The organism is Streptosporangium sp. NPDC006013 (genome assembly GCF_040614275.1).
Taxonomy (GTDB): Bacteria; Actinomycetota; Actinomycetes; order Streptosporangiales; family Streptosporangiaceae; genus Streptosporangium.
Map to the genome: position 1 here is coordinate 1 of NZ_JBEXUE010000052.1, position 12,471 is coordinate 12,471.

Consider the following 12,471-nt stretch of genomic DNA (forward strand, 5'->3'; position numbering starts at 1 on the left):
CCCCCGATCAGCGCACCCATGCCGCCCAGCCATGAGGGTTGCCGGATCAGGTATCCGATCAGCGCCAGCTTGAACACACGGCTCTGCGGTGCGGTAGTCCGCGCTGCCCGTCCCCGACCTCCTTCCGCTCCTGCCGCACGTCGGCCTGCTGGTGCTGGGCCAGGACGAGTCGGAGGCGCTGTTCGGTGAGACGGACCCGGGCAGGGTTTTCGCGGCGGCGTGGGAGGCCGGCGTGGGAGAGGTCCTGCTCAAGGGCGGCGCGGACGGCGCCTGGTTCGCCGGTGGGGATGGCCGTCCCCGCCACCTGGCCAGCGCCGCCCGGGTCGTGCGGGATCCCGTCGGCGCCGGCGACGCGTTCCTCGGCGGCTATCTCGCCGCTCGCCTGTCCGGCGGCTCCCCCGGCGGCGCAGCCGCCCTCGGCACTCTGCTGGCCGCCCGCATCGTGGAGACCCCCGGCGACACGGCGGGCCTCCCCCCGAGGGAGGAGGCTCGCGACCTGCTCAGGCGGGCTGTTGCGACGCCGTGAACGGGCGCGTGGCGGGGCGGACGTCGAGTTCGGTCAGCAAGCCGGCCATCCGGGTGGCGCGGAGCGGATCGACGGGCAGGACGTGGCCGGTCCACCAGCGGGCGATCTCCGAGGACGGCCCCTCGGGCACCAGTTCCAGGTAGTCGTCCAGCGGAGGGTCGTAGATGAAGCCGGGCACCACGCCCCGGCTCTCCAGCCGGGCGACCACCTCGTCGCGGTTCTCGACCAGCAGGGGCACCCGCAGCAGCGGCTGCGGCGCCGCGTCGCGGACACCCTCGGCCGCCCAGGGCAGGGTACGCAGCAGTTCGACCCCGGCCACCCGCCGGTCGCGCTCGCGGTCGATCACCCGGAAGCGGGAGCGCTGGTAGCGGCGGAGCAGCGGCCCCTGGCGCATCCGCCAGTCGTCGAGGTCGATCCGCAGCCAGTGGTCCATGGCGCGCAGGTCTACCGGATCGCCGGCGAGGGTCGCGCGCAGTTCCTTCTCGCGGGGCGGGCAGCGGTGGCCGGTCCACTGGACGAGGCCGAGCGCTTTAAGGGCGTGCCACATCGGCCGGACCAGCCCGGTGCGGTAGATCGTCTCGCGCAGCACGGGCCGCAGCGTGCCGAGCAGCTGGGCGCGCGCTCCGCCGGGGAGCAGCGACTCGTCCCTGGCCCGGGCCAGCTCGGGCAGCGCGGCCGGGTCCCGCGCGGTGAGGAACCCGCCGGACATCGCCCGTCCGTGCTTGGCGAGGCTGAACACCCCGGCGGTGCCGAACGTGCCCGCGGGGCGGCCGTCCACCGTCGTCTGCATGGCGTGTGCCGCGTCGTCGAGGAGGATCACACCGCGCCGGTCGCACTCGGCCCGCAACTCGGTCACCCGGTCGGGCTGGCCGTACAGGTGCGTGGTGACGACACCGGCCAGGCCGCTCCAGTCGATGTTGGGGACGTCGATGTTGCCGTCGCGCCAGGAGACCGGCGCCATCACCGGTTCCAGCCCGGCGGCCAGCACGACGAACAGCACGGTCTCGCAGTTCGTCGGTGAGATGAGCACCCGGTCGCCGCGTTCGAACCAGTGACGCAGCGCCAGGAGCAGACCGAACCTGGCGGAGGGCACGTGCAGGCACTCCTGGCCGATCCGGTCTCGCATGGCCGCCTCAAGCTCGCGGCCGTCGTTCTGCCCGATCACTGGGCCTTCCCCCGGGTGCGCAGCCGCCCGTACCGTTTCATGGCCCGGTCGGCGGCGCCGTACAGGGCCGGGCTGTCAAGGATGAACCGCCGCACGCGGCGGACCGGTGTGGTGCGTAGCCAGTGCGCCGCCGCGCCGGCCGAACGGCGGCGCGCGATGCCCTCGGTGACTGGAACCGTCCTGCTGCACAGTGCGTCCTTGTACTCCGAGCCGTTACTGATGCCGAGGTCCAGCGAGCTGACACCGATCTTCGCGGCGGCCTCGACCATATGCAGGTGCTGGATCAGGCCGGGGGAGTACTTGGCGTAGTCGGGGTCGTACGCGGGGAACCAGCCGATCATCATCGTGCCAGTGCGCAGCCCGAAGTGGCCCGCGACAGGTCTGCCGTCCGCGTACAGCATGGACAGCGGCCCGGCGAAGTCGGGGGTGTCGATGGCGTGCAGGCGCTCGGTCAACTCCACGACCCATGACTTGGCGAAGCGGTCGGGGCGGCCCATCCGCTGGTACTGGGCCGATTTCCACTCCCGCAGCAGCCGGAACTGCTCCGCGTCGCGCACCGCGAACTCGGAGGTGATCTCGCCCGTGTCGCGGCCCAGCTTCCGTTCCTTGTACAGGGTGCTCTTGACGAACTTCGGAGAGCGTTCGCGCAGCTCGTCGAGGAAGGCCGGGTAGCCGTCGGTGAAGTCGAGGACCACGGCCTCCTGCCTGAGCGTCTCGAACGGCTGGAACCAGGGCTGGTGATCAACCATGCAGCCGAACTCCCACACGCTCAGCCCGCACTCCTTGAGCAGGGTGTTGGAGTCGAATTCGGCGCCGGGCACGTGGACCACGCCCTGGGAGAGCGAGACCCATCCGCCCAGGGCGGCGCCCACCCCGCCGCCGTGCCGCTCGAAGGGGAAGAACCCGACGGGCCCGTCCGACTCGGTGATCACCGCCACCCGCGCTTCGGTGTGGACCTCACCCATCGCGATCGTGAAGTCCGGGCTGAGGAAGGGGTTGGCAAGGTGCGCGCTGGAGCGTTGCATCTCGCGCCAGGCCGCGACCTCGCCCGGACCCAGCTCCGCCGGCCGGATGACGTTGACCCTCATGCAGCCCCTCCCGCCGCGCCGGGGTGACCGGCGACCGTGCCTGCAGTGCGCGTCAACCTACCGTTCACGAGGAGGTGATCCTTTCTCGAAGCCCGGGCTGAGGAACCGAACGTCGTCCTCGGGGTGGAGCACGCGCGATCCGACCGGCCCATGGACATGGGTGGCGTGCGTCACGGAGCGCGGGAACCGTCCCGGAACCGGGCAGCGATCCCCCTGCCGCCGCCCAACGCAGTAAATCTACCTAAATATTGACTTACCTGCTAAGCGATATCGGAGACGGTCGGACTCGGCAGCACCGGGGGAACCCGGGGAGGGGTGGGTGGGGTGGCCGGGACGAGCCGTTCGACGACCGGCAGGGCGCGGTGGGCGTAGAGCGGATCGACCGGCAGCACGTGCCGGCCCCACCAGTGCGCGATCTCGGGCTCCGGCGAGGGACTGGTGAACCCGGGCAGGTAGCTGTCGTACGGCGGGTCGTAGAGGTATCCGGTGGCGACCCCGTGTCGCTCCAGCTCGGCGATGGCCTCGTCCCGGCCTGAGACCAGCAGCGGGACCCGGAACAGCGGTTGATCCAGGTGCCGGTGGACGGCCGGCGCCACGCTGGGCAACGCGGCCAGCGCCGAGACGCCGGCGATCCGCCGCGACCGCTGCCTGGGCAGCGTCCGCAGGCGCCTCGACTGGTACCAGCTTGAGAGGTGGCCGCGCCTGGCCCGGTAGTCGTGCAGGTCGGCCTGGACCCAGGAGTCGAACGCCGGTAGCTGCGGCGCGTACTCCAGCGCCCTGACCAGATCCGCCGGGCGCGGGGCGATCCGGTAGCCCTCGCGCTCCTCCTCCATGCCGAACGCGCGCATCGCCCTCAGTGCCGGGCGGACCATGTTCAGGCGCAGCGCGGCGTGCCGGCCCACCGAGGTCAGCACGCTGTGGATCTCCTTCCTGAAGGCCCCCGGCTGCAGCAGCCGGTCACGGTCGCGCTCCAGGGTGCGCAGGTCCTCCAGGTGCTCGACCGCGATCACCCCGCCGGAACCCGCTCCGGCGTGCTTGGACAGGCTGAACACGCCCGCCACCCCGAAGGTGCCCAGCGGCCTGCCGTGCACGCTCGTCTCCATCGCGTGCGCGACGTCCTCGATCAGGATCTTGCCCGTGAACGCCGCCACCCGGTCCGGCAGGCCGTACAGGTTGGTGGTCAGCACCGCGTCGACCGTGTCGAGGTCGACGGCGCCCGCGTCGATGTTGCCGTCCTCGGAGGAGAGCGGGGCGATGACCGGGCGCAGCCCGGCGGCGAGCACGAGAAAGAGGATCTCGTCGGCCGACAGCGGCGACATCAGCAACCGCTGGCCGGGGCTGCACCAGTGCCGCAGGGCCAGATACAGGCCCAGACGATTGGAGGGCAGTGGAAGGCAGTGGCGGCCTGTCCGCTTCGCCACAATGTGCTCAGGAGTCACTGGAGACCGTCTATCACGTGCGCGATCAAGACTGCAAACAGAGCCACGCCGCCACTAAGCTGCGACAACCTGGGACGCCTTGCCGTGGTTGATCACTCTGCGGATGTTCGGGAGGATCAGTAGCGCGACCAGGAGCTGGCTGCCGAGCATCGCGTAGCCCACCGCGGCGATCCCGAAGAGGGGGAACAGCAGGGCGATTGAGGTGAGGACCAGCACCGCCATTCCGATCTGGATGAGTGCGAGCTTGCGGGCCTCGCTCTGCGCGCGCAGCATGCTGAGACAGATCTCGATCACCGTCTGGGGGAGCACGGCGATCGCCATCAGACGGAGCAGCGGCGTGCCCGCCTCGGCGAACCCGGGGCCGAACACGCTCAGGATCAGGGGCGCGCCGACCACGACCACCGCGATGACCGGTCCGACGATCAGGAAGGTGCGGCGCAGCGCGTTGCGCACGCTCTGCGCCAGCCGGGCGGCGTTGAAGGACCCCTCGACCGTCAGAGACACCGCCATGTTGGCCGCCAGCAGCCCGATCATGGAGCCCAGTGTGTGGGCTATCGAGAAGTAGCCGAACGTCGGCGCGTCGTCGAGCCAGCCCGCGATGATGACCGGGACCAGATAGAGGATCAGCAGGATGGAGAACGCGCCGGGGAAGTCTCCGGCCAGGAAACGCCCCACCTCGCGCAGGCGCGGCGGGTTCGCGGCGCTCTCCTCGGTGTTCTTGACGTGCTTGGGGATGATGACGCCGAAGATGAACCAGCTGATCGGGATCAGTGCCATGGCCGTCGGCACGATCCACGAGACGAAGATCCCGCCGAAGAGGCCGCCCTCCGGCAGCGCGACCGCGAGCGCGGCGAGCATGCCCATTTTGACCAGGCCGAACGCCAGGCTGTTGACCGGCACCCAGACGGCCTTGCGCAGCCCGGCCAGGGTCACGTCCTGGAGGGTGAAGACCGTCCAGACGAGAACCGAGACGAGGAAGAACAGTCCGGGGCCGAACCCGGCGAGGTCGGCGTAGACCGCCCCCCACACCGGCAACGTCAGCAGGAACCCCAACGCCGCCACCAGGCCGGTGGCCCCGGCGATCGCGTAGCCGCGCAGGACGAACTCGGCGGTGCGGCGGCCGGCCACCGGGATGAACCTGGCCAGCGCGCCCGCGAAGGCGAGCCCGGTCAGAGAGGCGAACAGCCGCATCGCGCTGATCACGGCCTGGCCCTCACCGAACGCGGCGGCGGTGTACAGGTGCGTGGCGAGGAACCAGTAGCCGAGGCCCAGCACGGCGGTGATCCCGGTATTGATCATCAATGCGTAGCCCTGTAGGAACAGGGGATTTCTCAGATCCTTGCGCAGGCGGTCCATCAGTCCGGCCCTGCGCTCCTCGGTCACTGTCCGGCCCATCGCCTGGTCGCCTCCGTCGCGCGTCACCTCGTCATCATCGGGTGGAGCGCTTGCAGCGACCTTGCCGTCGGCTGCACGCAGGCCGGTGGCCGAGTCCGGTCGCGTCCCCGGCAGGTCCGGCCGGGTGCCCGACGGGGGGGTGCCGCCCTCGTGCCAGGCGGGCAGCCCCGTGCCGTTCTCATTCACCTCGACGCTCCCGATCCGCACCACTTTCCGGGGCGGTGCCGGATGCCCGCCCATCGCTCGCGCGGGATGCTTCGATGGCATTCCCGAGGGGAGTGGGATGGCGCCGCACCAGCGTTCGCGTCTCGTCATGAGACCGGCCGGTCACCGAGGGGTATATGAGAGTCGGCACGTGAGCCATGATGCCCCAGTTTCAGGCGGGCCGTGTCCGGCATGTATTCGGAAGTACCCGGCAGGGCTCGATCGTGATGGGGAGCGCCCTGTTTTATCCGGTATTGGTGCTGCCACCCGCGGGGGAGGCGAGGAGGCGATCCAGGACGCGGACGCCGAACTCCAGGCCCTCGACGGGAACGCGCTCGTCCACGCCGTGGAACATGCCGAAGTAGTCGAGTTCCGGGGTGAGCATCAGCGGGGCGAAGCCGTAACCCCTGATGCCGAGCCTCGCGAAGGACTTGGCGTCCGTGCCGCCGGACATCACGTACGGCACCGGTCGCGCCGCCGGGTCCTCGGCCACCAGGGCCGCGCCGAGCCGCTCGAAGAAGGGCGAGTCCATCGGGGCGGAGGGGGCGTCCTCCAGGTTGACGAACTCCCTCCTCACCCGGGGGCCGAGCAGGCGGTCGATCGTCTCCAGGAACTCCTCCCGGCCCCCCGGCAGGAACCGCCCGTCGACATGGCCCATGGCGGTGCCGGGAACCACGTTGACCTTGTAGCCCGCCTGGAGCATCGTCGGGTTCGCCGAGTTCCGGATCTGTGCCCCGAACAGGGAGCCGATCCGGCCGAGCCGTTCGGCCTCCTCCTCCAGCCGGTCGAGGTCGATGCGCTCGCCGAGGATGTCCGACAGGCTCTCGATCAGTGTCGCCACCTCGGGCGTCAGCCGCACCGGCCAGCGGTGAGAGGCGATCCGGGACATGGCATGGCAGAGCTCGGCCACCGCGTTGTCCACCGGCGGGCGGGAGCCGTGGCCCGCGACGCCGGTCGCGGTGAGTCTCATCCAGGCGGTGCCGCGCTCGCCCACCGCGACCGGGTAGATCCGTGCTCCGGGAGCCTCGACGCTGTAACCGCCGGACTCGCTGATCGCCTCGGTACAGCCGTCGAACAGCTCGCGGTGGTGTCGCACCGCGTATCGCGCGCCGTACTCGCCGGTGGCCTCCTCGTCGGCGAGGAACGCCAGCACCACGTCCCGCCCAGGCCGTACCCCGCGCCGTGCCCACTCTCGGACCAGGGTGAGCGTCATGGCCAGGGTGCCCTTCATGTCGACCGCGCCCCGGCCCCAGACGCAGCCGCCGGAGACCTCCCCGGAGAACGGATGAACCTGCCAGTCGGAGGCGTGGGCGGGGACCACGTCGAGATGGCCGTGGATCAGCAGGGCGTCGGGTGAGTCGCCGGGGATCCTGGCGACCACGCTGGTCCTGTGCCTGGCCGACTCGAACACCACCGGTTCGATGCCGGCCTCCGACAACAGGGTGGCGACGTGCTCGGCCGCCGGACGTTCGCCGGGGCCGGGATTGGTGGTGTCGAATCTGATCAGGTCCGAGCAGATCTGTGTGACCTCACTCATCGAAGAACGCCCCCCGGAGACTATGGCCCAAATATAGGACCAAGGGTGCATACCCCTCCGAAGCGCGAAGGGCACCTCGAGGTTCGCTTCATGTACTCCCGGTCGGCTGTGACGCCGCTACCTCCAGGAGGGGCCGGGAGCCTGGCCGCTACTGGCCGGATGTGGTCTGCGGGGCCTTCTTGGTCGCCGCCTTGGCCACGCTGGGGTCGCCCGCCGCGAAGGCCTCGGCGACCTTTCCCCCGATGCGCCCGCGCTCACTCACCTCGATTCCGTGGGACTTCGCCCACGCCCGGATCTCGGCGCTCCGCTCGCGGCTGCCGCCGGAACCCTTCGCCCTGCCCTTGCGGCCCAGGGAGGTGCTCGCCTTGCGGGCGGCGGACTGGAAGGGCTTAAGGGCCTCGCGGAGTTTTGTGGCGTTCTTCGTGCTCAGGTCGATCTCGTAGGCGGTCCCGTCCAGGCCGAACGAGACGGTCTCGTCCGCCCGCTTCCCGGTGATGTCATCGGTGAACGTGACGACTTGCTGACGTGCCATTGTGTCACTCCTTAATCTTGGCGCCAGAGTGTGCGGCTGTGAACCCGGCCGACGATGGCTCCCGCGTCTCTTCCCCGGTAGTAAAACTCTAGCCTCTCCTTTCGCTGTCGCGCCGGGAAACCCTGTCCGCCGGAGATCCACTTGCTCAGGTTAATTACCCAAGGTTGAACTCCGGCGTCTCCACGTCATTGGGAAATGCTTCCCGCCGGCGAGGGATTAAAAACGACGGCGGCGCCGGGATCCCCTTGGTGTCTTGTATCCCGGGATCTGTCGGTTGCCCCGGCGGGTTTTCTGGATGGAGGTGTCCGAGCGCTTTGGAGTTTCGTGACCTCCGGGTGGTTTCCACCCCGGTCGCCGTGAAAAAATCGACTTCGGCCGCTTGGGGGCGTTCGGGGCCATCGTTCCACTGTCGTTCGTTTCGAGGGCTCCACCGTGCCGTCCTCCCGGTGTGCGGGTCTGCCCTCCATCCCGTTTTCGCTGGTCGGGGCAGTTGCCGGGATGAGATCCCGGCGGGGAGCGGCGAGCGGACCGGGTCCGCCAGGAGGGGGACGGCGGCGGAGGGGCGCTGTGGGACCCGCTCCGGAGGTTCGTCGGACAATTCACGTATGCCCGGTGTCTGTCACCGAACGTGTTGCAGGATTTCCGTAGGACAAATGACTTCCTCGGGCTCTGGAATGCGGGCCGGGTGTCCCCGGTTTTGCCGGCCGGCTAGATCCGGATGCGTTCGAAGGTGGTCACCGACACATGGTCGATCACATTGGGGCGTGGTCCCGACACTCTCGGGTGAGGCAAGGCACGCCACGCGGACCGCATGATTTCGGGCGTCTCGCATTGTGAGCGAGCGGGAGTCGCGGACCCCGTTTGCCCCTTGACCGCCATTGGCCCGTTCCATCGTCCGGGTGGACCAACAAGCGGTGTTCCCCGAATTGTTCGCGTAAGGGCCGGAGAGTGATACGGGCATTGCCCGTTCCCGCAGGGGCGGGCGTGTCGTCGAGGCTCGTCCCGTTCCGTTCCGCACGGGTGGGAACCGTGCGCCGCCGAGCCTCACACCGTCTCGCCCCGGGGGACGGGGTGGACGGGGCGGTGCGCCGCTGCGGCCTGTCATGTCGTCTGGTCACGGATGGACGTGCCGGGCCCCGCCGGCCTGCCACACCTCCCGCACGGCGGGAGGTCAGAGGTAGAGGCCGGTGTTCTCGGGGACGGCCGTGCGGCTGAACGCGCCGTCGCGGAGCGCGAAGAGCTCGGCGAGGGTCGCACCGGCCGGAGAGAGCCCTTCGGTGCCGCCGAGCCAGTGGGCGGCCTCGTCGTGGGGGAGAGGACCGATCTCGATCTGGGCGAGGCAGCGGCCCGGGCGGGTGACGGCCGGGTGGAGACGGGCCAGGTCCTCGTTGGTGGTGATGGCCACCAGGACGTCACGGCCCTGGCCGAGGAGCCCGTCGGTCAGGTTGAGCAGGCGTGACAGGCCCTGTCCCGTGGCCTCCTTGGCGCCGGATCTGATCAGCTCGTCGCAGTCCTCCAGCACCAGGAGCCGCCACCGCTTACCGTCGTCGTCGTCGTCAAAGCCGACCGCGACCTCCATGAGGTAGCCGGGGGAGTGGAACAGCCGTTCCGGGTCGAGTACGCAGTCGACCTGGCACCACGACCGCCACTCGTGGGCGAGCGTGCGCAGCAGCGTTGTCTTGCCGGTGCCCGGCGGGCCGTGCAGCAGGACCAGCCTGCCGTGCGCGTCGGAGGCGGTGACGGACATCAGCCGCGACAGCCGCTCGCCGACCGACCTGGCGTAGTTGCCGGAGACCTCCGCCCAAGGGGAGGCGGTGATCGGCTTCTCCGAGCGGCGGCTGCCGTGGGGTCCCTGCCACCAGAAGCCCATCTCGACGTGGTCGCTCTCGGGAGCGGGCTCCTCGGCGTCCTTGATGATCTCGTCGATCACCGAGCGGGCCAGTTCCTCGTCGACCGCGGTCACGCTGACCGTGGCGGCGCGGTTGCGGTGGCGGACCACGCGCAGCGTCCAGCCCTCCCCGCACAGCAGCCGCGAGTCACGGCCGTCCTTCTCCATCGCCGCCCGGAGGAGCGTCCCGGAGGAGGGGGTGAGGGAGGCGTCGGGGCGGACCCGCTCCAGGTTCGCGGTGCACGACCACGGCTGGACCCCGGTGGCGAACGGCGACAGCGCGAGGGCGTCGATCACATCCACCGCGGAGTCGGCGTCGTCGAGCCAGATCCTCATCGGCAGCTCCACCGGGCGGGGCTCCGGGGAGAAGTGGACCTCCTTGAGTACGGACATGGCGGTAATGATCCTCTTGGGGCGTCCGCCGGTCGACGGGTTTTCGCAAGGGGGCCGGGCTCAGGGGGCCGCCGGCGGTGCGGGAGCCTCGGGGGCGGTGCGGAGCAGGGCATCGACCAGGGGGCTCGGCGGGCGGGTCAGCGGGCCGGTGAGGACGAGGGCGCGGGTCAGGGACGGCTTCAGCGGGATCATGATGAGCCCGGGGGTGAGAAGACCGCGGCCGAGGTCGGGAACCGTCGAGACGCCGATACCCGCGGCGATCATGCCGATGAGCGTGCCGAGCTCGCGCACATGCTGGGCCGGAGCGTAGGGGACGCCCGCCAGGGAACACAGGATGCGGGTCTGCGGCTCGCAGCCCCCCTTGGAGACGAGCAGCGGATCCTCCACCAGCTCGGCCATCGTGATGTGTTCCTGGCCGGCCAGGGGGTGGTCGGCGCGGACCACCGCGTGGAAGGCGTCGCGGCCCACCACCACATGCGCGGGAGGCGGGGGCACCGGATCGACGAGGATCGCGGCGTCGACGACTCCGGTCTCCAGCCAGGGGGACAGCTCGTCGTCGTCGCCCTCGAAGACCTGCACCTCGACACCGGGGAGCTCCGCGCGCCACGTCCGCATGAGCTGGGGGAGCAGCCCGCAGCAGACCGTGGGCGGGGCGGCGACGCGGACGACTCCGGTGTGCTGCCCCAGATGTGCGGAGACGGCCTCGTCGATGGCGGCGACCGAGGCGAGCGCCGCCTGGGCGTGCGGCAGGATCGTCGCCCCCAGGGCCGTGGGTCCCACGCCTCCGTGCCGCAGCACCAGCGGTGCGCCGAGAGCGCGCTCGAGCGCGGCGAGCGCGTGGGAGACCGCCGACTGGGACATGCCCAGCTCCTCGGCGGCCACGCCGAATCCGCCGTTCGCGATCACGGCGGTGAAGACTCGGAGCTGCGCGACCGTGGCACTCATGAGGACATCTCATCACACTGCCGGGATAACTCATTGGACACATGACCTGGGCCTGGTGAGACTGCTCCGGTGACCCGTGAAGGAACCTCCTCGGCATCTCCACAGGTGCGGGCGATCGACGCCGTACCGTCCCCGGCGAGCCGGTCCGTGCTCGCCCAATATCTCGCGCTGGCCCTGACCTGGGGGGCCAGCTTCCTGTTCATCAAGGTCGCTCTCACTGGGCTGTCTCCCGTTCAGACGGTGCTGGGCCGTCTCGCGCTGGGAGCGCTCACGCTCAACGTGATCATGTTGGTCACCCGCCGGCGGTGGCCGAGGCAGGCGAGGCTCTGGGCGCATCTGGGGGTGGTCGCACTACTGCTGTGCGTGGTGCCGTTCCTGCTGTTCGCCTGGGCCGGGCAGTACATCCCCTCGGGACTCTCCAGCATCTACAACGCCACGACGCCGCTGATGACGATGTTCGTGACCCTGGCCGCGCTCCGGCAGGAGCGCCTGGGGGCGGCGGGGGTGCTCGGTCTGCTGCTGGGTGCGGCCGGTGTCGTCGTCGTCCTGGCCCCGTGGAACCTGACCGGGGTCGCCGGCCCCGGGTGGGCGCAGGCGGCCTGCCTGGGGGCGACGTTCTGCTACGGCCTGGCCTTCGCCTACACGCGGCGCTTCGTGGTCTCCTACGGCTACGACGCCCCCACGATCGCCGCCGCCCAGATCAGCGTGGCGGCCCTGGTCATGCTCGCGCTGAGCCCGCTGCTGGCAGGCGGTCCCGTGCGCCTGGACCTGCCCGTCGTGGCGAGCATGGCCGCCCTGGGCATCCTGGGCACGGGGCTCGCCTACATCTGGAACACCACGGTCATTGCCCGTTGGGGGGCGACGGCCGCCTCGACGGTGACGTACCTGACCCCGCTGGTGGGTGTCGTCCTCGGGGTGCTCGTCCTGGGCGAGGCGCTGACGTGGAACCAGCCGCTGGGAGCGGTGGTGGTCGTGGTCGGCATCATGGCCGGCCAGGGCGTGTTCGCTTCCCGGCCCGGTCGCCGGTCTCGATGACCAGGCCGGGAACGTCCTTCGAGGCGCAGGTCAGGGCGTTGTCCTTGGGCCTGGGCCACACGGTGCCGGGAACGCGGCCGGTGTCGAGGCCGAGGGCGATCAGGGGTGAGGAGGCCGCGACGATGAGGGCAAGGCCATTCATGCCCGCCCGGAGCGGGAGGTGTCGCGGGGAGGAGAGGCCCGCGGGCGCTTTTCTGGTTTAGGGCGCCCGGCTGCGGTCAGGGGGATGGCTGTTTCGCTGCCCGACGACCGCCCGGAACGTTCTCACATCACGATACGACGATAGAACAGTTGATTAACAGCACCATACGGTGTCGTATCAAC

The 12,471-nt window shown here is 70.3% G+C and carries 10 protein-coding genes; 2 read left to right on the plus strand and 8 right to left on the minus strand.

Annotated elements, in window-relative coordinates; all coding sequences use genetic code 11:
* The first annotated feature begins 103 nt into the window (after positions 1 to 103).
* Positions 104 to 526 carry a PfkB family carbohydrate kinase gene (locus ABZ260_RS11105; protein ID WP_355615678.1) on the plus strand — a complete coding sequence of 141 codons (423 nt, stop codon included), beginning with the start codon at positions 104 to 106 and terminating at the stop codon, positions 524 to 526.
* On the opposite strand, the gene ABZ260_RS11110 is transcribed toward ABZ260_RS11105, so the two are convergent.
* The 8 genes from ABZ260_RS11110 to ABZ260_RS11145 form a co-directional block, all read right to left on the minus strand.
* Positions 501 to 1,691 (minus strand): DegT/DnrJ/EryC1/StrS family aminotransferase, encoded by a 1,191-nt coding sequence (locus ABZ260_RS11110; RefSeq protein WP_355615634.1) that lies wholly within the window; start codon positions 1,689 to 1,691, stop codon positions 501 to 503. The genes ABZ260_RS11105 and ABZ260_RS11110 overlap by 26 nt on opposite strands.
* A complete protein-coding gene (locus tag ABZ260_RS11115; RefSeq protein ID WP_355615636.1) occupies positions 1,688 to 2,779 on the minus strand; it encodes a GNAT family N-acetyltransferase in 1,092 nt (363 codons plus the stop codon). The genes ABZ260_RS11110 and ABZ260_RS11115 overlap by 4 nt, the downstream gene beginning before the upstream one ends.
* Positions 2,780 to 3,039: 260 nt before the next feature.
* Positions 3,040 to 4,200, minus strand: a complete 1,161-nt coding sequence (locus ABZ260_RS11120) for a DegT/DnrJ/EryC1/StrS family aminotransferase (RefSeq protein ID WP_355615638.1) — start codon at positions 4,198 to 4,200, stop codon at positions 3,040 to 3,042.
* Between the two features lie 72 nt (positions 4,201 to 4,272).
* Complete coding sequence (locus tag ABZ260_RS11125; RefSeq protein WP_355615640.1) at positions 4,273 to 5,799, minus strand: hypothetical protein; 1,527 nt, start codon at positions 5,797 to 5,799, stop codon at positions 4,273 to 4,275.
* 262 nt (positions 5,800 to 6,061) lie between these two features.
* Positions 6,062 to 7,354, minus strand: coding sequence for a M20/M25/M40 family metallo-hydrolase (locus tag ABZ260_RS11130; protein WP_355615642.1), 1,293 nt, complete (start codon positions 7,352 to 7,354; stop codon positions 6,062 to 6,064).
* 148 nt (positions 7,355 to 7,502) lie between these two features.
* Entirely contained in the window at positions 7,503 to 7,886 is a 384-nt protein-coding gene (locus ABZ260_RS11135) for an Lsr2 family protein (protein ID WP_355615644.1), read from the minus strand.
* A 1,171-nt stretch (positions 7,887 to 9,057) separates the two neighbouring features.
* A complete protein-coding gene (locus ABZ260_RS11140) occupies positions 9,058 to 10,167 on the minus strand; it encodes a DUF5925 domain-containing protein (RefSeq protein WP_355615646.1) in 1,110 nt (369 codons plus the stop codon).
* A 60-nt stretch (positions 10,168 to 10,227) separates the two neighbouring features.
* On the minus strand, positions 10,228 to 11,112 hold the full coding sequence (locus ABZ260_RS11145; protein WP_355615648.1) for a LysR family transcriptional regulator: 885 nt from the start codon (positions 11,110 to 11,112) through the stop codon (positions 10,228 to 10,230).
* 69 nt (positions 11,113 to 11,181) lie between these two features.
* On the opposite strand from ABZ260_RS11145, the gene ABZ260_RS11150 reads away from it, so the two are divergent.
* Positions 11,182 to 12,147 carry a DMT family transporter gene (locus tag ABZ260_RS11150; RefSeq protein WP_355615650.1) on the plus strand — a complete coding sequence of 322 codons (966 nt, stop codon included), beginning with the start codon at positions 11,182 to 11,184 and terminating at the stop codon, positions 12,145 to 12,147.
* Positions 12,148 to 12,471 lie beyond the last annotated feature (324 nt).